This is a genomic window from Sphingomonas sp. GCM10030256, assembly GCF_042666415.1.
Lineage (GTDB): Bacteria > Pseudomonadota > Alphaproteobacteria > Sphingomonadales > Sphingomonadaceae > Sphingomicrobium.
This window is the reverse complement of record NZ_JBHTDI010000002.1, coordinates 591,160-613,317: the sequence shown is the minus strand read 5'-3', so window position 1 is coordinate 613,317 and position 22,158 is coordinate 591,160. Positions and strand designations below refer to the sequence as shown.

General features: G+C 66.1%; 18 protein-coding genes and 1 pseudogene. 8 read left to right on the top strand and 11 right to left on the bottom strand.

All coding sequences use genetic code 11. From position 1 onward, the window contains the following. Positions 1 to 27: 27 nt before the first annotated feature. Positions 28 to 468 (top strand): DUF2726 domain-containing protein, encoded by a 441-nt coding sequence (locus ACFQPG_RS10820; protein WP_380812958.1) that lies wholly within the window; start codon positions 28 to 30, stop codon positions 466 to 468. Between the two features lie 107 nt (positions 469 to 575). Here the strand turns inward: ACFQPG_RS10820 and uvrA are convergent. Further along, positions 576 to 3,603 (bottom strand): annotated as a pseudogene (gene uvrA / locus ACFQPG_RS10815) (excinuclease ABC subunit UvrA). A 144-nt stretch (positions 3,604 to 3,747) separates the two neighbouring features. Between uvrA and ACFQPG_RS10810 the strand changes: the two are divergent. Next, positions 3,748 to 4,557 carry an energy transducer TonB gene (locus ACFQPG_RS10810; protein ID WP_380812955.1) on the top strand — a complete coding sequence of 270 codons (810 nt, stop codon included), beginning with the start codon at positions 3,748 to 3,750 and terminating at the stop codon, positions 4,555 to 4,557. Here the strand turns inward: ACFQPG_RS10810 and thpR are convergent. Continuing rightward, positions 4,547 to 5,083: an RNA 2',3'-cyclic phosphodiesterase gene (gene thpR / locus ACFQPG_RS10805; protein ID WP_380812953.1), complete on the bottom strand. Its 537-nt coding sequence runs from the start codon at positions 5,081 to 5,083 to the stop codon at positions 4,547 to 4,549. The two genes, ACFQPG_RS10810 and thpR, sit on opposite strands and share 11 nt — an antisense overlap. Before the next feature lie 7 nt (positions 5,084 to 5,090). After that, positions 5,091 to 5,573 (bottom strand): NUDIX domain-containing protein, encoded by a 483-nt coding sequence (locus ACFQPG_RS10800; protein WP_380812950.1) that lies wholly within the window; start codon positions 5,571 to 5,573, stop codon positions 5,091 to 5,093. A gap of 191 nt (positions 5,574 to 5,764) precedes the next feature. On the opposite strand from ACFQPG_RS10800, the gene ACFQPG_RS10795 reads away from it, so the two are divergent. Next, positions 5,765 to 6,502 carry a Bax inhibitor-1 family protein gene (locus tag ACFQPG_RS10795; RefSeq protein ID WP_380812947.1) on the top strand — a complete coding sequence of 246 codons (738 nt, stop codon included), beginning with the start codon at positions 5,765 to 5,767 and terminating at the stop codon, positions 6,500 to 6,502. Positions 6,503 to 6,674: 172 nt separating this feature from the next. Here the strand turns inward: ACFQPG_RS10795 and ACFQPG_RS10790 are convergent, their stop codons facing one another. The 4 genes from ACFQPG_RS10790 to ACFQPG_RS10775 all read right to left on the bottom strand — a co-directional run bounded on the left by ACFQPG_RS10790 (position 6,675) and on the right by ACFQPG_RS10775 (position 8,592). Then, entirely contained in the window at positions 6,675 to 6,971 is a 297-nt protein-coding gene (locus ACFQPG_RS10790; RefSeq protein WP_380812944.1) for a hypothetical protein, read from the bottom strand. Between the two features lie 12 nt (positions 6,972 to 6,983). Next, on the bottom strand, positions 6,984 to 7,166 hold the full coding sequence (locus tag ACFQPG_RS10785; protein ID WP_380812941.1) for a DUF6771 family protein: 183 nt from the start codon (positions 7,164 to 7,166) through the stop codon (positions 6,984 to 6,986). Between the two features lie 227 nt (positions 7,167 to 7,393). Further along, entirely contained in the window at positions 7,394 to 8,089 is a 696-nt protein-coding gene (locus ACFQPG_RS10780) for an anti-sigma factor family protein (RefSeq protein ID WP_380812938.1), read from the bottom strand. Then, a complete protein-coding gene (locus tag ACFQPG_RS10775) occupies positions 8,086 to 8,592 on the bottom strand; it encodes an RNA polymerase sigma factor (RefSeq protein WP_380812935.1) in 507 nt (168 codons plus the stop codon). The genes ACFQPG_RS10780 and ACFQPG_RS10775 overlap by 4 nt, the downstream gene beginning before the upstream one ends. Before the next feature lie 107 nt (positions 8,593 to 8,699). Between ACFQPG_RS10775 and ACFQPG_RS10770 the strand changes: the two genes are divergently transcribed. The 3 genes from ACFQPG_RS10770 (at position 8,700) to ACFQPG_RS10760 (ending at position 12,102) form a co-directional block, all read left to right on the top strand. Continuing rightward, positions 8,700 to 10,004, top strand: a complete 1,305-nt coding sequence (locus ACFQPG_RS10770) for a S8 family serine peptidase (protein ID WP_380812932.1) — start codon at positions 8,700 to 8,702, stop codon at positions 10,002 to 10,004. A gap of 100 nt (positions 10,005 to 10,104) precedes the next feature. Beyond that, positions 10,105 to 10,773, top strand: a complete 669-nt coding sequence (locus ACFQPG_RS10765; protein WP_380812929.1) for a hypothetical protein — start codon at positions 10,105 to 10,107, stop codon at positions 10,771 to 10,773. Between the two features lie 1,056 nt (positions 10,774 to 11,829). Beyond that, positions 11,830 to 12,102: a MerR family DNA-binding protein gene (locus ACFQPG_RS10760; protein WP_380812928.1), complete on the top strand. Its 273-nt coding sequence runs from the start codon at positions 11,830 to 11,832 to the stop codon at positions 12,100 to 12,102. A gap of 232 nt (positions 12,103 to 12,334) precedes the next feature. Here the strand turns inward: ACFQPG_RS10760 and rpoD are convergent, their stop codons facing one another. The 4 genes from rpoD to ACFQPG_RS10740 all read right to left on the bottom strand — a co-directional run bounded on the left by rpoD (position 12,335) and on the right by ACFQPG_RS10740 (position 17,150). Next, positions 12,335 to 14,359, bottom strand: coding sequence for an RNA polymerase sigma factor RpoD (gene rpoD / locus ACFQPG_RS10755; protein ID WP_380812926.1), 2,025 nt, complete (start codon positions 14,357 to 14,359; stop codon positions 12,335 to 12,337). Positions 14,360 to 14,370: 11 nt separating this feature from the next. Further along, positions 14,371 to 16,218, bottom strand: coding sequence for a DNA primase (gene dnaG / locus ACFQPG_RS10750; RefSeq protein WP_380812923.1), 1,848 nt, complete (start codon positions 16,216 to 16,218; stop codon positions 14,371 to 14,373). Beyond that, the gene (locus tag ACFQPG_RS10745) at positions 16,215 to 16,613 is read right to left on the bottom strand and encodes an endonuclease domain-containing protein (protein ID WP_380812920.1); all 399 of its coding nucleotides are present in this window, start codon (positions 16,611 to 16,613) and stop codon (positions 16,215 to 16,217) included. Before ACFQPG_RS10745 ends, dnaG begins: the two co-directional genes overlap by 4 nt. Positions 16,614 to 16,697: 84 nt before the next feature. After that, complete coding sequence (locus tag ACFQPG_RS10740) at positions 16,698 to 17,150, bottom strand: GatB/YqeY domain-containing protein (RefSeq protein WP_380812917.1); 453 nt, start codon at positions 17,148 to 17,150, stop codon at positions 16,698 to 16,700. Between the two features lie 136 nt (positions 17,151 to 17,286). On the opposite strand from ACFQPG_RS10740, the gene carA reads away from it, so the two are divergent. Continuing rightward, the gene (gene carA / locus ACFQPG_RS10735; RefSeq protein WP_380812915.1) at positions 17,287 to 18,468 is read left to right on the top strand and encodes a glutamine-hydrolyzing carbamoyl-phosphate synthase small subunit; all 1,182 of its coding nucleotides are present in this window, start codon (positions 17,287 to 17,289) and stop codon (positions 18,466 to 18,468) included. Positions 18,469 to 18,788: 320 nt separating this feature from the next. Beyond that, positions 18,789 to 22,130, top strand: a complete 3,342-nt coding sequence (carB, locus tag ACFQPG_RS10730; RefSeq protein ID WP_380812912.1) for a carbamoyl-phosphate synthase large subunit — start codon at positions 18,789 to 18,791, stop codon at positions 22,128 to 22,130. The last annotated feature ends 28 nt before the right edge of the window (positions 22,131 to 22,158 follow it).

Sequence of the window (22,158 nt, the reverse complement as noted above, 5' to 3'; positions counted from 1 at the left end):
GATGCGGCGGAGCAGTTGCGGATCGTGATGGCGTCGGAGTTCACCGCGCAGCCGCTGCTGAACCGGAGCGAGAAGCGGCTGTTCGAGGCGCTCGATAGGCTGGTGATCGAGCTGGCGCCGCCGGGCTGGCAGGTGATGGCGCAAGTGAGCCTGGGCGAGATCTTGAAGAGCCCGAGCAAGGACGCCTTCCTGGCGATCAACAGCAAGCGGGTGGACCTGCTGATCGTCCACGCCGACGCGAAGCCGTGGCATGCGATCGAGTATCAGGGCGGCGGGCACTTCAAGGGCGCACACGCCACGGCAGCCCGCGACGCGGTCAAAAAGGAAGCCCTGCGCCGCGCCGGTATCGGCTATGTCGAGGTGGTCGGCGGCGAGATGAAGTCGGCGGAGTTGCGGAGGTTGGTGGAACGGTTGGTCGCGCCCAGCGTGGGTGAGCGGCTGGCCGAGCGACCGAGCTCCAGCGCCTAGGGCCTCGACAAGGCGAAGGATGCGTCGCCTACCTGGCGTTTAGGCGTTTGCTGGAACTCGCGGACCAGTGAATGACGGACCGGTAAGATCAGCGGAACGTGAAGCCACTACTCCGCCACCTCAGCCACCTTCCGCCGCCGCGTGCGCTTCGGCTCCGCGCCCTCTCCCCGCTCGCCTCCGGCGAGTCGACCCTCTCCCTCGAGGGGAGAGGGTGAGGCACGCTCCAGCAACGGCCGCAGGTACTGGCCGGTGAAGCTTCGCGCCTCCCCCGCAACCTGCTCCGGCGTGCCTTCGGCGACGATCTCGCCGCCCTTGACCCCGCCGCCGGGGCCGAGATCCAGGACCCAGTCGGCCGTCTTGATGACGTCGAGGTTGTGCTCGATCACAACCACTGTGTTGCCTTGCTCGACCAAGGCGTGGAGGACTTCCAGGAGCTTGCGGACGTCTTCGAAGTGCAAGCCCGTTGTGGGCTCGTCGAGGATGTAGAGGGTCTGGCCGGTGGCGCGGCGGCTGAGTTCCTTGGCGAGCTTGACGCGCTGGGCTTCGCCGCCGCTGAGAGTCGTCGCCTGCTGGCCGACCTTGACGTAGCCGAGGCCGACCTCCGCCAGCATCGCCATCTTGTCTCGGATTCCGGGGACGGCCTTGAAGAACTCGACCGCGTCCTCCACCGTCATGTCGAGCACGTCGGCGATGCTCTTGCCCTTGAACTTCACCTCCAGCGTTTCGCGATTGTAGCGCTGGCCGTGGCAGACGTCGCAGGTGACGTAGACGTCGGGCAGGAAGTGCATCTCTATCTTCAGCAGGCCGTCGCCGGTGCAGGCCTCGCAGCGGCCGCCCTTGACGTTGAAGGAGAAGCGCCCGGCCTTGTAGCCGCGGGCCTGGGCCTCGGGCAGCCCGGCGAACCAATCGCGGATGTTGGTGAAGGCGCCGGTGTAGGTTGCCGGGTTGGAGCGCGGGGTGCGGCCGATCGGCGACTGGTCGATGTCGATGACCTTGTCGAGATGCTCGAGCCCGGTGACCTTGTCGTGCTTGCCGGCGAGGATGCGGGCGCCGTTCAGGCTGCGCGCGGCGGATGCGTAGAGGGTGTCGATGGTGAAGCTCGACTTGCCCGAGCCGGAGACGCCGGTGATGCAGGTGAAGGTGCCGAGCGGAATGGACGCGGTGATGCCCTGGAGGTTGTTCTCGCGCGCGTTGTGGACGGTGAGCTTCTTGCCGGTGCCCTTGCGGCGCTTGGGTGTGAACGGGATGGTGCGGCGGCCGGAGAGATAGTCGGCGGTGAGGCTGCCTTCGTGGGCGAGCAGTTTGTCGAGGGTGCCGGAGAAGACCACCTCGCCGCCGTGGACGCCCGCGCCTGGGCCCATGTCGATGACATGGTCGGCGGTGCGGATGGCGTCCTCGTCATGCTCGACCACCAGCACGGTGTTGCCGAGGCCGCGCAGGCGCTTGAGGGTTTCGAGCAGGCGGTCGTTGTCCTTCTGGTGAAGACCGATCGAGGGCTCGTCGAGGACGTAGAGGACCCCGGACAAGCCGGAGCCGATCTGCGACGCGAGGCGGATGCGCTGGCTTTCGCCGCCGGACAGGGTGCCCGAGGTGCGGTCGAGGTTGAGATAGTCGAGGCCGACGTTGTGGAGGAAGCCGAGGCGCTCGTTGATCTCTTTGAGGATGGCGCGGGCGATCTCCTGGTGCTGGGGGGTGAGCTTCGCCTCGAAGGGTGGAGAAGAACGCGAGGGCGTCGGCGACCGAGCGGCGGGTGGACTGGCTGATGTCCTCGCCGGCGATCTTGACGCTGAGCGGCTCGGCCTTGAGGCGCGCGCCGCCGCAGGTCTCGCAGGGGTGCGAGGCCTGGTAGCGGCTGAGCTCCTCGCGCATCCACGCGCTCTCGGTCTGGAGCATTCGGCGGTTGAGGTTGCCGATCACGCCTTCGAACGGCTTCTTGACCTCGTAGCTCTTCTTGCCGTCGATGAAGCGCAGGGTGACGGGCCCGCCTTGGGTGCCGTGCAGGATGACGCGCTGCTGGTCGGGGGTGAGGTCGCGCCAGGGGGTGTCGAGGGTGAAGTCGTAGGCGCGGGCGAGGCTGGCGAGCACCTGCATGTAGTAGGGCGAGGGCGGCTGGGATTTGGCCCAGGGTACCACGGCGCCCTTCTTGAGCGTGAGCTCGTGGTTTGGAACGACCAGGTCCTCGTCGAATTCCATCTTCTCGCCGAGGCCGTCGCAGGCGGGGCAGGCGCCTTGCGGGGCGTTGAAGGAGAACAGGCGCGGCTCGATCTCGGCAATGGTGAAGCCGCTGACCGGGCAGGCGAATTTTTCGCTGAAGGTGATGCGGCCGAGAGGGGCATGCGAGGCGAGGACAGCGCGGTCCGCGGCTTCCTGCAGAGCGGCCGCGACACCTGTACGATCAGCCCCTTCGGGATGAGGGACGTCGGCGGGGTCGAGATATGCGAGGCCCTCCGCTAGCTTCAGCGCGGTTTCGAAACTGTCGGCGAGGCGACTTTCGATGCCATTGCGGACGACGATGCGGTCAACGACGACTTCCAGGTCATGCTTGTACTTTTTGTCGAGCGCGGGGGCTTCGTCGATCTCGTAGAATTGGCCGTCGATGCGGACGCGGGTGAAGCCGGCTTTCTGCCACTCGGCGAGATCCTTGCGATACTCGCCCTTACGGCCGCGAACGACGGGAGCGAGGAGGTAGTGGCGGCTGCCTTCGGGCAGCGCCATGACGCGGTCGACCATCTGGCTGACCTGCTGCGCCTCGATCGGTAGGCCGGTGGCGGGGGAGTAGGGCACGCCGATCCGCGCCCAGAGCAGGCGCATGTAGTCGTAGATTTCGGTGACGGTGGCGACAGTCGAGCGCGGGTTGCGGCTGGTGGTCTTCTGCTCGATCGAGATGGCGGGGGAGAGGCCGTCGATATGCTCGACGTCCGGCTTCTGCATCATCTCGAGGAACTGGCGCGCGTAGGCGGACAAGCTCTCGACGTAGCGGCGCTGCCCTTCGGCATAGATGGTGTCGAACGCGAGGCTGGACTTGCCCGAGCCGGACAGGCCGGTGATCACCGTCAGGCTGTCCCGCGGGATATCCACCGAGACGTTCTTGAGGTTGTGCTCCCTCGCACCGCGGACGCTTATGTGAGTCAGCATTCGGAACACCGAAGCTTCTTGATATGGGTCAGCATGGGAGCAGTCTGTTCCAGATTTGTTCACGGGGCAAGCGGAAGGGCTTGGCGGCGGCGAAGCGCCGGGGCACAGATAGGGAGCCGAACGGGGAACGGAAAGGATGAGGCGATGGGGCTCGCCCGGTTTGCGTTGGTATTGAGTATGGTGGCTGGGTCCGCCGGGGCAAGTCCCTCAGGAGAGTGGCAGCCGAGCGGCAAGTGGGTGGTCCGCTTCGAAAAGAACCAGTGCATGGCGCTTCGAGGCTTTGTTCGAGGGGACCGGAAGATTACCGTTGGGTTCGAATCCAAATTCTTGTCGCCATACTATAGCGTGCTTTTCGAGATGCCGGGATCACCGACGGGGTTAGGTCTGGATCGCGCCAGTTTGGTCGTTGGCCGCGAGCGCCAGCCTTCTCGGTCGGCACTGATCGGACCGAGCAAGAAGTCTGGCTTCCAGATCATCTCCTTCACAGCAACTGACAAGCAACTTGAGGATCTGGAGGCGCATCCCTGGGTGCAATTCTCAGCCGCCGGGAAGACAATCAGGGTTCCGGTCACCAGCTTTAGATCGGTGCAGGAACTGCTGGACCGGTGCGAAGCGCAGGTGCTCGCGAGTTGGGGCTTCAGCTTTGCCGATCAGGCGCGCATCGCGACCTATCCGAAAACAGGGAAAGGGTTGCTGAACGTATTTACCGCCGACGACTACCCCTCAAGCGCTCTCAAGAGGGATGCAGTTGGCCAAGTCGACCTCCGCGCGATGGTTGGGTTAGACGGCAAAGCGAGGGACTGCGTGATTGTGCGTTCCAGCGGCCATCCCGACCTGGACACAGCGACCTGCGCCCTGTTTATCCAGCGGAATAGATATTCGCCAGGGGTTGCGACGGACGGGAGGCCAATGGTGGCGCCGGTTTTCGTCACGGTCAGATGGCTTATGGGGTGAATCCGTAGCGTGCGACCACGTCATAGTGCGGACCATGCCGCGAGAGATGGCTTTCGTAAAAAATTAATTCTTCCACCTCCCATGCTTCGGACGTCAGCCCGCGGTGGCGTTCCGCGAACGAGTCCGCCGCGCGGGCGCTTTGGCGGGTGTAGCGGGCGAGGGTGACGTGGGGGTGAAAGGCGCGGCGTTCGGGCTCGAGCCCCGCGGCCACGCAGGCACGGTCGACCTTGGCAGCGAGGGCGCTCACTGGAGCCTTGGGCTCGACGCCCGCCCATAGAGCACCGCCATTGCGCCGGTCGAATCGGCCGACGCCGTGGATGGCGAGCGAGAACGGCTCCGACCTGACCCGCTGCAGGGCGGCTGCGATCTCCTCGGCCAGCGGGCGCTCGACCTCGCCGATGAAGCGCAGGGTGAGATGAAGCTGGTCGTCGCCGACCCAGCGCAGCTCCGGGCTGTCGTCCATCGCATCGATCAGGAGATCGCGGATGTGCGCCGGCGGGCGGAGAGCGACGAACAGGCGGTGCATGGCGTGGTCAAATACAGGCGCGGAGCAAGGCGATCCACTTGGCCATGCGCGGGGACATGTCGGCTGGGAGGGCATCCGGTTCGACCTCCATCACCCGCTCGACCTCCCAAGACCAGCGCCGGGGCGTGTAGCGGACGTCGCGGACGATCAGCAGCGAGGCGAGGTCGCGCTTGAAATCGGTCGGTTCTTCCAGCTCGCAGGCGAGTTGCACCGTGCCGTGCGAGGTCATGCCGATCTCCTCGCGCAGCTCGCGCAGCACGGCTTTCGCCGGCGCTTCGTCGGCCGCTCGCCCGCCGCCGGGGAGGCGCCAGCCGGGCGCGTAGCGGAGCTTCACCAGCACGATGCGGCCCTCGTGCGTGAGCGGCAGGGCGTGGGCGCCGAAGGTCCGCGGGCGGCGGATGAACCAGCCCGCCTTGAGCAGCGCGTGCGCCGCGCCGAGCAGCGGGCGCAGGAGCCGGTCGGCCAGGGTCACGGAAGGGTGGGAAGCCATGCGGCCTTGTTCCCCGCTATGGCGGCCGAGGCAACCGCCAACTCTCCGACGCGCAGGACGCTTCAACTCACACCATCAACTCACATGTAAGTAGGTCGTTTCGCTGCCGTTTTTTCTTGAAACACCGAAGCAACTTTCCGATATGATGCGTTGAGGCGGGCACGGTTGCCTGACCCCAATGGAGTTTCACGATGCAGAACTGGTCTGACCCGCGCACGACGACCGCCGCGCAGCCCGCCGTTTCGGTGGGTGTGCCGCGTGCCACCCGCGACGCGGGCCTGCGGTCCTACATGCTTTCCGTCTATAACTATATGGCGTCCGGCGTCCTGCTGACCGGCATTGTCGCGCTCGGCCTGGCGATGACTGGTGTTGCGCAGTCGATCTTCTTTGGCGGCGGCATCCTGAAGTGGGTGGTGATCTTCGCGCCGCTGATCATGGTCATGGTCATGGGCTTCAAGGCCCAGAACATGTCCGAGGGCGGGATGAAGACCTTCTTCTTCGCCTTCGCCGCGGTAATGGGCGTGTCGATGTCGGTCATTCCGCTGATCTACAGCGGCACCTCGATCGCGCAGACCTTCTTCGCGACGGCGGTGGCGTTCATGTCGCTCAGCCTGTGGGGCTACACGACCAAGAAGGACCTCAGCGGCTGGGGCACCTTCCTGATGATGGGCGTGATCGGCCTCCTGGTGGTGATGATCGGCAACATGTTCCTGCGCTCGGATGCGCTGAGCATGGCGATCAGCGCGATCGGCGTGCTGCTGTTCGCGGGCCTGACCGCCTACGACACGCAGAAGATCAAGAGCATGTACGCCTACGTTGCCGGGTCCGAGATGATGGGCAAGTCGGCGATCCTGGGCGCGCTGACGCTCTACCTGGACTTCATCAACATGTTCCAGTTCCTGCTGAGCTTCATGGGCAACCGCGAATAATCGCAGCCCGAAGCGAGGCGGAAAGAGGCCGGCGGGAGCGATCCTGCCGGTCTTTTTGTTTGTGGCGGGGCCGGGCGGGGGAGGGCGGGGCGGAGCGGCGGTGTTGGCATGGGCCCGCTTAGGGCACATCATGGCTGCTTAGGACAGCGACAAAGACGCCCGGGCGCGCCCTTCAGTCGCGCAATCGCCGGAACAGCAGCTTCCAGGCCCGCTCGTCCTTTGGGAATGGGTCGGGGCCGGGGCGCTCGCGCGTGGCCTTGAGATGCGGGGCGCGGGCGCCGCAACGGCTGCAGACCAGCCGCTGACCAAGCGCCTCGATCTGCGTGTTCCAGCAACGGAGCAGGCAATAGCGGTTGAAGCGCTGGGCATCGACGACGCTGACCTTGTCGCAGGTCCGGCAGGTGACCCGCAGGTTGGCCTTGTGCTTGACGAGGTCAGAGAGGCCGTCGAGCCGGGTGTTGGCGCCCACGTCGCAACCGCGTCACAGGGGGAGGGCGAGCTGGTCCCGATCGACCACGTGCACCGGCTCACCAAGTTTCTGAACGATGGTCGCGGCGAGGGCGTCGGCCGCCCGCTCGCGCAAGCGCGAATCCCGCACGGTGAGGCCGAGGCGAGCCCAGGCAGGGGCGTTCAGGAGAATCGTGGAGAGGCGTTCGGGGTCCATGCCCTGCAAGAACATAGGGGGAACATGGAGGTCAAGAGGCAGGCCGAGCGCAAGCGAGCGATTGCGCAGCAATCGGGAGGCAGTACGAAGAGACCGCGCAGGCCGGCCAGCCTGCCGCGCAGCGGACAGGACTGACGTCACGCGACTTACTCCCGTGACGGTTTGTGGCCGTCAGCAGTCCGTCTGGTCTTGGTGCAGAGAGGAGAACCAAGCGGACGGGCATCCGCCTATTGTTGCCACTGCCGCTCGATGGCTTGAGCCTCGGTCTGGGCATCGAGCGGCTCTCCCATCCGGCTGTCGATGATCGCAGTAAGAGCCGGATCCTGTCCGCCGGCCATTCGATAGTTGCCCTGCTCCTGACCGGATCGGCGAACCAGTCCCTCGATGATCCAGTCCTCGCCACCCCGGCAGGCGAGCCCGCTTTGTCCTTCGGCCGTGAAGCTGCGGCAATAGCGGCCGTCACGATCTCTGAAGCTCAGGCCCATGCGTATGCCGAGCTGCTCGCCGGCAGCCGCAAACTGACGGTCGAGGGCGCGGTCGAGCGGGCCTGCCGCGGCAAGCTGTCCCCTGTCGGACCGATACGAGCCCTCGCCACCCCGCATGGCAACGCCGATCACCAGCCCAAACGCCAGGCTGGCGGCCGCGGCGAGCCCCACGACGCTCCACTGGCGCCGGCGAGCACGCACCTGAGCGAGGGGGATAATTTCGGCCGTCCATGGCTCCGCCGCGGTCAGGAGGCGCTCGGGGAGCGGAGCGGAAAGGATCGGCGCGAAGGCATCGCACAGTCGCCCCGCCAGCGTGCGATGCTGCTCGGCAAGGGCGGCGAGCCCGGGGTCGGCCGCCACCCTCGCTGCCATGACGCTGGCTTGCGGCTCGGGCAGCTCACCGTCGAGCCAGGCGTAGAAGTCGGGGTCGTCGGTCATGCGTTAGTTTCCTGGCCAAGGGCGGCAAGAAGGGAATTGCGACCTCGCACCAGCCGGCTCGACACCGTGCCGATCGGTTGGCCGAGCAACTCGGCTGCCTCGCGGTAGCCGAGGCCCTCGATCATGATCAGGGCGACCACCTCGCGCTGCTCGTCGGGCAATCCGGTCATAGCGCGCATGACCTTCGCCAGCTCCGCCGCTCGCTCGATGTCCGCGGCCCCATCGAAGCCCTGAAGTTCGCCCGCTTCCGGCGGGGCTTCCCACGCCGCGCGTCGCTGACGGCTGCGCCCCTCGTCGATCCAGAGATTGCGCGTGATGCGGAACAACCAACTGTCGAGCCGTGTACCCGGCGTGAACTGCGATCGGCTGCGCAGCGCTCGCTCGATCGCTAGCGCCGCCAGATCGTCCGCGTCCGCCGAGTGACGCGACAGGGCGAAGGCGAAGCGCCGGAGCCGTGGCAGCATTGCTCCGAGCTCTTCGGCAAACGCGTCTTGAGTCTTCATTGCTCTCCATGGGGGATGAAACGACGCGCCTGCACCGTTTCATCCCAAAGACGAACTGATTAGGATTGGTTGCAATGTCCAGAAGCTCTTCTGCCCTAGCCGCTCTCATGCTGGCGGGCGCCGCACTCGCCGCCAGTACTGCGGGTGGGGCACAGCTGCTGCCCTCGCTGCCCATCGGCAATCTGCCGCTGCCGAGCACGGTGCAGAATGTACCGCTGGCGGGCAACCTGTTGTCGCCCCTCTCACCAGCGCAGCGCAGCGCGGCGACCATGCCAAGCCTCGACCGGCTTGGCGTCGGGCAGGGAATAAGCGACCTCGGGCAGGCCTCTCTGGCGGAGCTCCGGAAGATACGGCTGGGCGAACTCATCCGCAGCAATCCGGCGCAGCTCGACGCGGGTCCGGATGGCTTGCCCGTCCGACGCGGCGTGCTGCTCGCGATCAATCCTGCCGATGCGCAGCTTCGTGCAGCGGCGGTAGCCGGCTTTCGGGTCGAAGCGCGGGAAGACCTCGGCGGGATCGTCAGCGTGACGCTGCGAGCCCCCGCGCGCATGTCGCCCAAGGCGGCGATGCGGCGGCTGATGCAGGCGGCGCCGGGGCTCGCGGCGGATTACGACCATGTCTACGAGCCTGCCGGCGGCGCCTTGTTGCCGGTGATGGGGGCAGTGTTGGCGGGCGCCAATCCGCCGCCGATGCCCGCCGGCCGCACCATCGTCATGATCGACGGCGGCGTTGCGGCGCATCCGAGCCTTGCGGGTGCGAAGATCGTGCAGCATGGCTTCGCGGGCGCGGCGAAGGCGACGGGTCACGGTACGGCGGTCGCATCCCTGCTGATCGGCCGGGACGGTGCCTTCCGTGGAGCGGCGGACGGGGCTCGGCTCTATGTCGCGGACGTCTATGGTGGGAGCGCAGGGGCGGGCAGCGCCAGCGCGATCGTGCGGGCGCTCGCCTGGGGGGCCTCGAAGCAGCCTGACGCGATCAGCATCAGCCTGGTTGGCCCTAGCAACCTGCTGCTGCAGCGAGCGGTAGCGATCTTGGCCGGGCGCGGGATCAGGCTGGTGGCGGCAGTCGGCAACGACGGCCCTGCGGCGCCAATTCAATATCCGGCAGCCTATCCCGGCGTGATCGCCGTCACGGCGGTGGATGCGCGCGACCGGGCTTTGCCGGAGGCAGGCAGGGCGGCGCGGCTCGACTTCGCGGCTCCGGGCGCGGACATGGCGGCGGCCTTGCCGGGCCGGGGCTATGCGAAGGTCCGCGGCACAAGCTTTGCGACGCCGCTGGTCGCCGCGCGGCTGGCCGCGAAGGGCTCGCCACAAGCACTCGGCGTGGAAGTGGCGCGGGGCAATGGCAAGGTGGGGCGGGGCATCGTCTGCCGCACTTGCCGTACCGATCCGAAGGCTGTGGGCGCAAAATAGAAATTGGTCGCGCGGGATGAAGCGCCGGATTGCTATCGTTCTCAATAGGCAAGCCCCTCCGGGGCTGCATGCAATTGAGAACGACAGGAAAGGACCTTTGATGATCCGTCTTACCCTTGTGCTGGCGCTGGCCGCCGGCAGCGCTTCGGCCCCGGCCTCGGCCCAGCTCCTCGGCAACCTCGGCGGCACCGTCGGCGGCGTTGTGGGCGGCACTCTGAACGGAAGCAATTCGATCGGTGGCACCGTCGGTGGCACGCTGAGTGGCAATGGCGCGCTGTCGGGCACGCTCAATGGGGTTAGCGGCAGCATCACCAAGAGCGTGACCGGGAGCGTTACTGGCACCGGCTCGCTGACCTCCAGCCGATCGGTCGACACGAAGAGGGGTTCGGCAACCGGCGATGTCGGACTCGCAGGCTCGCTGGCGGGTACCGCTGACGGTGCGCTGGCTGCGAGCGGTGTGGGGCAGTCGGGCCTAGCGGGCTCGCTCGCCGGGAACGCTTCTGGCAGCAAGAATGCGAGCTTTGGCATCCAAGGCGTCGGCACCGATGCGCTGGGTTCTGCTGGAGGCAGTGCCGCCGGCATGGCAGGTGGTCAGGTATCGGCTGCGCGCGACCAAGTTTCAGCGGTGCGTGGTCAGGCACGGGACCACGCTTCGGGTGCCGTGAACGGAGCGCTGACCGCAGCGCGCCAGTCAGGCGGTAGCCTAAGCGCGTCGGGTCAGGCCAGCGGCTCGGCTGACGGAAAGGCCCGTGCCTCGCGCGCCAACTAAGTCTCTCCCAAGCGCCTGCCCCCCTTTGGCAGGCGAAAGTGGCCCGCCGAGTCCTTCCGGCGGGCCGCATCGCTCTACCTTCGAGGATTACGAACAAAGGAGGTTAGGACTGCTCCTGTTTCGTAGAAACAGCTTTTGAGTACCTCAGCAAACGGCAGGTCCTGGGCCGCTAGCAGACTATCCGGTTCTCGCGTCTAAGCCGCCCCTTTCGGAGATCAAAGAAACCTGCAGTGCTCATGTGTTTGCGGGTACGCGCCGGCTGAGCCATGCGCGGAATGTGCTCGCTGCAGCACGGCAGGCCGCGGCATTTGGCCGTCTAGACGACCGTCCATCTGCTCCCTCACGAAATGTGTTCAGAGCAAGAAGTCATTCGTACCGAGGTTTACCATTCCGTTGAGCCAAATGATGAAGTCGGCAACTCCGTCGCCATCCACGTCGCCCTGCACTAAGGTTTCGCCGCTGTCTTGACGAGACGCACCCGGTCGGCGGCGATGTCCTCCAGCTGCGTGGCGTCCTTGATGTTGGAAGCGAACAGGGTAGCGCGCGCCTCGATCGGTCCCCGTGTGTAGCCGACGTCGACCGAGCCGGTCGTGGCCGTCTCCGCTTTGAGGTCACCCAGCGGTTCGAGCCGGGAAAGACCGGCCGCTTCGATCTCTTGCTCCGCTGTGTCGAAAGGAGCTTGAGAACACGCTTCTGAAACTCGCTAAGCGGCCCCGGCCGCACTCTCGATCCGTGACGCGAGACGACGAGCGTTCATATCGCCGTGCTGACGCAGATGGCGTGCGACATTCTTGGCATCTTCCATAGTCGGGTGAGCGACACACGGCGGACGTTCCAAAGGCAACGCGCTTCATAGAGCGCCCATGCCTCATCGTAAGCACGCGTGAGCGGCAGCTTGGTATCAACTCCATTGTGCCTCGGCATGCTCACGGCGTTCTCCTTTCGTCCAAATTTGCCCACTTCCGTCAGATTATTCAAGCAGTGACCCGCCAAGGCTGCCTCGGGAAGGCGGACTTTGATCGTTTATGAGTCCTGGTCCTAGACCATGCGGCTCGATTGAGCTTCATCCGCCAGGCACGCGGATTGGGGTTCGATATCGCCGACATCCGCTCGCTGCTGGCACTTGGCGCTGACCCCGAGCAGGACTGCGGCCATGTTGACCAGCTCGCGACTGGGCACCTTCGCGCCGTCGAGCGCAAGATCAAGCAGCTGGAACAGCTACGGCGCGAGCTGAACAGGATGCTCAGCCAATGCCGGGGAGGTCGGATCGCGGACTGCCGGATCATGGAAGCGCTGTCCGACAGCACTGGATCATCGGCCCCGCAATAGTCAGGCGAACGTGCGCTTTCAGGTGCCGGGCGCCCCTGCTGGGAACGACCGGAATGGGCGCCGAGCCGACTGGAGTGCCTTCTCGGCGGCAGCGGTTACGGGAGTAAATCCCGTGACGTCAGTCCTGTTGCGCTTCGACTTCGCTCAGGACGCAGGCTGGCCGGCTGTCGCGCTCTCTTCGCGCTGCTGCAGACGGCGCTTACGCGCCGGCTTCGCTGGGCTCAGGCGCTCGCTACTGATCCAAAAACGACCGCATCTTGCGGCTCCGGCTCGGATGCTTCAGCTTGCGCAGCGCTTTCGCCTCGATCTGGCGGATGCGTTCGCGGGTGACACTGAACTGTTGGCCGACCTCTTCCAGGGTGTGGTCGGTGTTCATGCCGATGCCGAAGCGCATGCGCAGCACGCGTTCTTCGCGGGGGGTTAGGGACGCCAGGACGCGGGTGACGGTTTCCTTGAGGTTGGCCTGGATCGCGGCGTCGACTGGGATGACGGCGTTCTTGTCCTCGATGAAGTCGCCGAGGTGGCTGTCTTCCTCGTCGCCGATCGGGGTTTCAAGGCTGATCGGCTCCTTGGCGATCTTGAGGACTTTTCGCACCTTTTCGAGCGGCATGGAGAGGCGCTCGGCGAGCTCTTCCGGAGTGGCTTCGCGGCCGGTTTCGTGGAGGAACTGGCGGCTGGTGCGGACCAGCTTGTTGATCGTCTCGATCATGTGGACCGGGATGCGGATGGTCCGCGCCTGGTCGGCGATCGAGCGAGTGATCGCCTGGCGGATCCACCAGGTCGCATAGGTCGAAAACTTGTAGCCGCGGCGATACTCAAACTTATCGACCGCCTTCATTAGGCCGATGTTGCCTTCCTGGATGAGGTCCAGGAACTGCAGCCCGCGGTTGGTGTATTTCTTGGCGATCGAGATGACGAGGCGCAGGTTCGCCTCGACCATTTCCTTCTTGGCGATGCGGGCCTCGCGTTCGGCCTTCTGGACCTGGTTGACGATGCGGCGGAACTCGCCGAGCGCCATCCCGGTGGACCGTGCTATCTCGGCGATCTCGACCCGGATGCGATCGACGCTGTCGCGCTCCGCAGTGGCGAAGGCGGCGAACTTCTTGTCGATCTTGGACGCGCGGTCGAGCCAGCTGTCGTCGAGTTCGGAGCCCATGTAGCTGTCGAGGAACGCCTTGCGGGGCACGCGGTGGCGCTCGGCCAGGCGGAGCATCTGCCCGCCAAGCGCCGTCAGGCGGCGATTGTAGGCGTAGAGCTGCTCGACCAAATATTCGATCTTGGAGGCGTGGAACTGCACGCTCTCGACCTCGGCGGTGAGCTGCTCCGACAGCTTCTGGTACTTCTTTTCCTCGGCGGCGGGATAGTCGGCGCCGGCGCTCATCGCCTCCAGGCGGGCGGCCTGGAGCTTGGAGAACTTCTTGTAGAGCGCGGTGATGTCGGCGAACTTCTCGAGCGCCTGCGGCTTGAGCTGTTCCTCCATCTGGGCGAGGCTGAGGGTGTTGTCCTCTTCCTCTTCCTCGGCGAGCTTGGGGGCGCGGCGTTCGGTGAGGTCGTCCTCATCGTCGGCGGCGGGTTCCTCCTCCGGCTCTTCCTCTTCCTTGATAGTCGGGCCGGCGGCTGCGGCGCTGATCTCGCCCTCCTCGCCTTCCTCTTCGCTGGCGTTGATCTGCTCGGCCGTCGGGCCCTTGGAGAGCATCGCCTCGAGATCGATGATCTCGCGCAGCTGCATGCGGCCTTCGTTGAGTGCGGTCGACCAGCCGATGATGGCGTTGAAGGTGATCGGGCTTTCGCATAGGCCCCAGATCATGGTGTCGCGGCCGGCCTCGATGCGCTTGGCGATCGCGATCTCGCCCTCGCGGGAGAGGAGCTCGACGGCGCCCATCTCGCGCAGGTACATGCGGACCGGATCGTCCGTGCGGTCGGTCGGCTCCTTCTTGGCCGCGGCGGCGGGGCGGGGGCCGCCGTCGTCGAGGGGATCGACCTCGTCCTCTTCGGGCTGCTCCTTGGACTCCTCCTCCTCGTCGTCGCTCGCCTCGTCATTCTCGACGACGGTGACGCCGGCTTCCGACAGCTGCGACATGATGTCCTCGATCAGCTCGTTCTGATCGGGGGGGAGGGCCTCGTTGATCTCGTCGATCGTGATGGTGCCGCGCTTCTTGGCGCGGGCGATCATCTTCTTGATCGACGCGTCGTTGAGGTCGATGAGCGGCGCATCGCCGTCCGTCTGGTCGATCTCGTTGTCTTCAGTCTTAGCCATTGTCGCGCCGCTTAATCGGTGGCCGTCAATTTAGCCAGCCGTTCCGTTGTTTCGCCCTGCGCCGCGTGCAGCTGCCGCTGCTCGTCTAGCGCGTTCTCGTCGCCTCGTCCCAACCGCTCGGTCGCATCGGCCAGCGCGGCGTCGATCTCCGCCTTGGCGACCAATGTGTCGATCGCCATGCCAAGATCCCGCGACGCGCGGTCCGGATCGCAGTCCGGGCGGGTGAAAGAAAATGCCATGCCGCCGCCACGCCTCACCTCATCGAGGAGAGGCGCCGCGCCAGCAATCCGCAATATGGTGAGGAGGCTTGCACGATCAAGCGGTTGGCCGCTGAACGCCGCGTCGATCATCAGATCCTTGAGCCGCGCGGCGCCGCGATCGGCGAAAGGCAGGGCGGCCAAAGCCTCGGCATGGGCGGCAATTGCTTCGGGAAACCAGGACAGGCCGGCGAGGATGGCGCGCGAGGTGGGCGGATCGATTCCGCCGCTGCCAATCGCCCGGGCGGTCGCACCGGCGGGAGGCGGAGGCGGAACGAAGCGACCATCGCGGTTCTTCTTCCACTCGCGGCGCGGGAACAGCGAGCGGGCCGGCCGCTGCGGCCGTACCAGGGCGTCGAATCGCTGCAGCCATTCGTCCCGGTACAGCTGCGCCAGGGACCGGTCGCCGATCGAGGAAGCGTGGGCGACAAGGCGCTGCTTGAGGCCGGCGCGCTCCTCCGGAGTGGAAAGGGCGGACGAGCTGCTTTCGTGCTGCCACAGGCGATCAACCAGCGGCTCGGGAGTTTCGAGCAGGGCCTCGAGACCATCGCGGCCCCCAGAGCGGACAAGGTCGTCAGGGTCCTGGCCCTGCGGCAAGGCAACGAAGCGCAGGGTGCGCTCGGGGCCGAGGTGGGGCAGGGCGCGGAGGGCGGCACGGATGGCGGCTTTCTGCCCCGCATTGTCGCCGTCGAAGCAGAGAATGGGCGCGGGGTCGAGCCGCCAGAGCAACTCAAGCTGGGCTTCGGTCAGGGCGGTGCCGTTGGGTGCGACCGCTTCGGCGATCCCCGCGCGGTCGAGTGCGATGACGTCCATATAGCCTTCGACCACGATCAGTCGCTTGGCTTGGCGGGAGGCGGGGCCGGCGCGGTCGATGTTGTAGAGCGAGCGGCCCTTGTCGAAGAGGACGGTCTCCGGCGAGTTGAGGTATTTTGGCTCGCCGTCGCCGAGGATCCGGCCGCCGAAGCCGATCACCCGGCCGCGCACGTCCCTGATGGGAATCATCAGGCGGTTGCGGAAGCGATCGTAGGTGGCCTTGCCGTCCTCGTCCGGACGGATGAGCATGCCGGTGTCGACCAGCTTGTCCTCGCCGAGGCTTTCGAGGGCGGTCTTGAGGCGGGTGCGGCCGGCAGGAGCGAGGCCGATGCCGAACCGCTCCACAGTCCCGGCCCCGATGCCACGATTCTGCAGATAGTCGCGGGCCGCCGCCCCTTCGATACCTTGGAGCTGCTCCGCGAACCAGCGTTGGGCGGCGGCGGTGATGTCGGTCAGGCCGGTTGCGCGTTCGACGCGGTCGCGGGCACGGGGGTCGGGGGCGGGGACCTCCATTCCGGCCTTGGAGGCAAGCTCCTTCACCGCATCCATGAACGGCATGCCGCGGGCCTCCGTCAGGAAGCGGATCACGTCTCCGTGCGCCTGGCAGCCGAAGCAGTGGTAGAAGCCCTTCTCGTCATTGACGGTGAAGGAGGGCGTCTTTTCGTTATGGAACGGGCAGCACGCCTTGAATTCGCGGCCGGCCTTGGTGAGTTTGACCGTGGGAGCGATGACGGACGAAAGGAGGGTGCGGGCGCGGAGTTCGTCAAGGAAGGCGGGGGTGAGGGTCATAGTTTCTCCCCTCCCGCTTGCGGGAGGGGCTGTTGATACCGCGAAGGCAGGCGTTCCAGTTCCACTAAGATCGCTTCAAGCACTCCGCCGGTGTTTGCCAGCACCTCATTACTCCAAAACCGTAAGACTCTCACCCCTTTGGCATTGAGGTACCCGGTCCGACGTGCGTCCCGAACCGTACGCTCAGCGTGTTGGCCGCCGTCCCGCTCGACGGCAAGGCCGCCCTCGCGGCACAGTAAATCGCAGATGTAAGGCCCAACTGGCATCTGGCGGGACAATTTGAAGCCGAAAAGCGGTCGGCGACTGAGACAACGCCACAGGTGGCGCTCCGCGTCGGTCGAGTGGTTGCGGAGGTGTTGAGCCCGATTGGTTGGACGTCGACAGGGCTCCTTCATCGTTCGACAATGCCCACCCCCAGCCCCTCCCGCAAGCGGAAGGGAAGCTTGTCCGGTCGGCCGCTCCGCAAACGGGAGGGGAGCTTATCCGAGAAGCCCCCGCACCAGCCCACTCGCGCGGGCGGGCTCGATGCTGCTGGCATGGCGTTCCTTTACCAGCGCCATCACCTTGCCCATGTCCTTCATGCTCGATGCGCCGATTTCCGCGATAATCGCCTGGATCGCGGCGCGGGCGTCGTCTTCGCTCATCTGCTGCGGCAGGAAGCGCTCGATCACCACGATCTCGGCTTCCTCGGCGTCGGCCAGTTCGGCGCGGTTGCCCTTGCGGTAGAGATCGACGCTCTCACGGCGCTGCTTGATCATTTTCTGGAGGACCTCGGTCACCAGCAGGTCGTCGTCCTCCGGCGCCTTGCCAGTGCGGGCTTCGATGTCGCGGTTCTTGAGCGCGCTCTGGATCAGGCGGATGGTGCCGGTGGCGGCTTTGTCGCCGCTCTTCATGGCGGTCACCAGGGCAGCCTTAATGTCGTCTCGAATCATCGCTTCGTCTCTTGCCGGAAACCGCCAGACCTAGCGGCGAGTGCGGGCCCTGACCAGCCGTTGACCGGGCGCGGCAATGGGCCTAGCCGGGACCCTTAGCGACATCGCCGAACCACTCACAGGAGCCTCACCACCGATGGCCAATCCGACGACCTCGCCTGCGCCTCCGCCAGGTGCGACGGGAGCGCTGGTGTTCGCCGATGGCCGCGTGGCCTGGGGGCAGGGCTTCGGGGCCGAGGGCGAGAAGGTTGGGGAGCTTTGCTTCAACACCGCGATGACCGGCTACCAGGAGGTGATGACCGACCCTTCCTACGCGCGGCAGGTGGTGGCGTTCACCTTTCCCCACATCGGCAACGTCGGTGCGAACGACGAGGACGTGGAGGCGGACGATCCGCATGCGCTGGGGTGCATCGTCCGCGAGGCGGTGACCTCGCCGTCCAACTTCCGCTCGAAGGTCGATTTCCCCGAGTGGATGAAGCGCCACGAACGGATCGGGATCGCCGGGCTTGATACGCGCGCGCTGACCCGGCTGGTGCGGCGGGAGGGTCCGCCGACCGTGGCGATTGCGCACCGGCCCGATGGCAAGTTCGACGTGGCGGCGCTGCAGCGGATGGCTCGCGAGTGGCCGGGACTAGAGGGGATGGACCTAGCGAAGGAGGTCAGCCGCGAGCAGGTCGAGCATTGGTCGGGCGGCGCGTGGGACATCGAGCTTGGCTATGGCGACACGCTCCTGCCGCATGCCGGCGGCGAGGCGGGGCGGGCGCATGTGGTCGCGATCGACTATGGCTCCAAGCGCAACATCTTCCGCTCGCTGGTGGAGGCGGGTGCGCGGGTGACGATCCTGCCGGCGACCGCCTCGTTCGAGGAGGTGATGGCGCACCGGCCGGACGGCTTCTTCCTGTCGAACGGGCCGGGCGATCCGGCGGCGACAGGGGAATATGCCATTCCGGTAATTCGCCGGATGCTGGATACGGGCAAGCCGCTGTTCGGCATCTGCCTGGGGCATCAGTTGCTGGCGCTCGCTGTTGGCGGCAAGACGAGCAAGATGTTCCAGGGTCACCGCGGTGCCAATCACCCGGTCAAGCGACTCGCCGACGGCGCGGTCGAGATCACCAGCATGAACCATGGCTTCGCAGTCGAGCGCGAAGGGCTGCCGGAGGGCGTGCGCGAAACTCACGTGTCCCTGTTCGACGGTTCGAATTGCGGGCTGGAGCTGGAGGGCCGGCCGGTTTTCAGCGTCCAGTACCACCCCGAGGCGAGCCCGGGGCCGCAGGATAGTCTTTATCTGTTCGAGCGGTTTGTGGAGATGATGCGCTAGTGGCGAGAGGGCGCTCTCCCTTACTCCGGCGCTCTCCCCGCTGGGGGGAGGGAGCTAAGGCGGCGCTTGTCGGGGCGGCGCTAGCAGGTCTTACCGCCTGCGCTACCCCGCGCCTGCACTCTCCCGATGAACTCAATCGGATTGGCACCTCCTGCGGCCTTGCTCTCGGCGAACTGATCCAGGAAGCCGAACTGAAGAAGGTCGTGATCCTCTTCCGCGTCGCACCGACGCCGGCCGAGCGCTCCTGCGTCTACAAGTGGGCGCGCAAGAACCATCTCAGGCTGACGGTCATCGAATCCGTCACTTTCAGCGAGTAACCCATGCCCCGGCGCACCGACATTGGCTCCATCCTCATCATCGGTGCAGGCCCGATCGTCATCGGGCAGGCGGCGGAGTTCGATTACTCTGGATCTCAGGCCGTCAAGGCGCTGCGTGAGGAGGGCTATCGCGTCATCGTCGTCAACTCCAACCCGGCGACGATCATGACTGACCCGGAGCTTGCGGACGCGACCTATATCGAGCCGATCACTCCGGAGATCGTCGCCAAGATCATCGAGGCCGAGCGGCCGGATGCGTTGCTGCCGACGATGGGCGGGCAGACGGCGCTGAATACGGCGCTGGCGTTGGCGCAGGACGGCACTCTGAAGCGGCTGGGGGTTGAGCTGATAGGCGCCAATGCCGAGGCGATCGAGAAGGCAGAGGACCGGCAGAAGTTCCGCGACGCGATGGACCGGATCGGGCTGGAAAGCCCCAAGTCGGCGATCGTCCATTCGGTAGAGGAAGCAATGGGGGCGCTCGACACTGTCGGGCTGCCCGCGGTGATCCGGCCGAGCTTCACGCTGGGCGGCACCGGCGGCGGGATCGCCTACAATCGGGACGAATATGTCGCCATCGTCCGCTCGGGGCTGGAGGCGTCACCGACGACCGAAGTGCTGATTGACGAGAGCGTGGTCGGCTGGAAGGAGTATGAGATGGAGGTGGTCCGCGACCGCGTGGACAACGCCATTATCATCTGCTCGATCGAGAATGTCGACCCGATGGGAGTGCACACCGGGGACTCGATCACCGTCGCGCCGGCGCTGACGCTGACCGACAAGGAGTATCAGCGGATGCGCTCCGCCTCGATCGCGGTGCTGCGGGAAATCGGTGTCGAAACAGGCGGTTCTAACGTCCAGTTCGCGGTCGATCCGAAGACCGGACGAATGCTGGTGATCGAGATGAACCCGCGCGTGTCGCGAAGTTCGGCGCTAGCGAGCAAGGCGACCGGCTTCCCTATAGCCAAGGTCGCGGCCAAGCTGGCGGTCGGCTACACGCTGGACGAGATCGCCAACGACATCACCGGCGGCGCGACGCCGGCGAGTTTCGAGCCGACGATCGACTATGTCGTCACCAAGATTCCGCGCTTCACCTTTGAGAAGTTCAAGGGCGCGTCGAGCAACCTGTCGACCGCGATGAAGTCGGTGGGCGAGGTGATGGCGATCGGGCGCTCGTTCCCGGAGAGCCTGCAAAAGGCGCTTCGCGGCTTGGAGATCGGGCTGTGCGGGCTCGACCGGGTCCGGGCGCTTGAGAATGCGAGCGACGAGGCGATCGAGGCTGAACTCGCGACGCCGACGCCCGACCGGCTGCTGGTAGCCGCGGAAGCTTTGCGGCATGGCATGTCGGTCGAGCGGATCAACCGTATCGCCGGCTTCGACCCCTGGTTCCTGGAGCGGCTGGAGGAGATCGTCCGCGCTGAGGAACGGGTCCGGGCCGAGGGGCTGCCGAACGATGCGGCAGGCATGCGGCAGTTGAAAGCTATGGGCTTTTCCGATGCGCGGCTGGGACAGCTGTCGCTCCGTTCGATCGGCGCTCCGCTGGGGATGAGCGAGGCGGTCGCGGCGAGCGGCGGCGGCATCGTCCATGAGGCAATGCGGGCGATGACCGGCGGGGTCACCGCCGACGAGGTCCGCAAGCACCGGCAGAAGCTGGGCGTGCATCCGGTGTTCAAGCGGATCGACAGCTGCGCGGCGGAATTCGATGCGTCCACGCCTTACCTTTATTCGACCTACGAGGCGCCGCTCTTCGGCGAGGTCGAGGATGAGGCGGAGGTGTCCGACCGGCGCAAGGTGGTCATCCTGGGCGGCGGGCCGAACCGGATCGGGCAGGGGATCGAGTTCGACTATTGCTGCTGCCACGCCGCGTTCGCGCTGCGCGATGCGGGCTATGAGACGATCATGGTCAATTGCAACCCGGAGACGGTCTCGACCGACCCGGATACCTCGGACCGGCTGTATTTCGAGCCGCTAACCGCCGAGGACGTGCTGGAGATTGTCAAGCGCGAACAGGGGCGGGGGACGCTCGCCGGAGTAATCGTGCAGCTCGGCGGGCAGACGCCGCTGAAGCTTGCGGCGGAGTTGCAGGCGGCCGGAGTGCCGATCCTGGGGACGTCGCCGGACAGCATCGACCTGGCGGAGGACCGGGAGCGGTTTGCCGCTCTGGTCTCGCGCCTGCACCTGCGCCAGCCGGAGAATGGCATTGCGCGCAGCCGCGACGAGGCGCTGCAGGTGGCGGAGAGGATCGGCTACCCGGTGCTGCTGCGGCCGAGCTACGTGCTCGGCGGGCGGGCGATGGAGGTGGTCGACGGGCCTGCGCAGCTCGACAACTATATTGCCACGGCCGTCGCCGTGTCGGGATCGAGCCCGGTGCTGATCGACCGCTATCTGCGCGATGCGATCGAGGTTGACGTGGACGCGATCTGCGACGGCACCGACGTGGCGGTTGCGGGCGTGCTGGAGCATATCGAGGAGGCCGGGGTGCATTCGGGCGACAGCGCCTGCTCGATCCCGCCGCATAGCCTCTCCCGCGCCTTGGTCGAGGAGATCGAGCGGCAGGCGCGGGAACTGGCGCTGGCCCTGCAGGTCCAGGGGCTCATGAATGTCCAGTTCGCGGTCAAGGACGGCGAGGTCTATCTGATCGAGGTCAATCCGCGCGCGAGCCGGACGGTGCCGTTCACCGCCAAGGCGATCGGGGTGCCGGTAGCGAAGCTCGCGGCGCGGGTGATGGCCGGGGAAAAGCTCGCCGACCTGCCGCCGGTCCGCCGCGACATCGATCATATCGCGGTCAAGGAAAGCGTTTTTCCGTTCGCGCGTTTCCCGGGAACCGACCCGGTGCTTGGACCGGAAATGAAGAGCACTGGCGAAGTGATGGGAATCGCCGGCGATTTTGAGATCGCCTTTGCCAAGTCGCAGATCGGCGCGGGAACTCAGCTGCCGGATGGCGGCACCCTGTTCGTGTCGGTCAAGGACAGCGACAAGGAGCAGGTCGTCCCGGCTGTCGAGCTGATGATCGACCTCGGCTTCAAGGTGATCGCGACTGGTGGAACGGCGGACTTCCTTGGCGAGCTCCGCCTGCCGGTAGAGCGCGTCAACAAGGTTGCACAGGGGCGGCCGCATGTCGTCGACCGGATCGTGGACGGCGAAGTGCAGCTGATCTTCAACACCACCGAGGGCTGGCAGGCGTTCAAGGACAGCCAGTCGATCCGCGCAACGGCGCTCAACCGCAAGGTGCCCTACTTCACCACTGTGGCGGCGAGCCATGCGGTGGCGCGGGCGATCCGGGCGGTCCGGGGGCACACGCTTGAAGTGCGCAGCCTCCAGTCCTATTATTCCGCCCGAAACGGCTAATCTTCCCAACCCCTGATCGCTGAGGAGC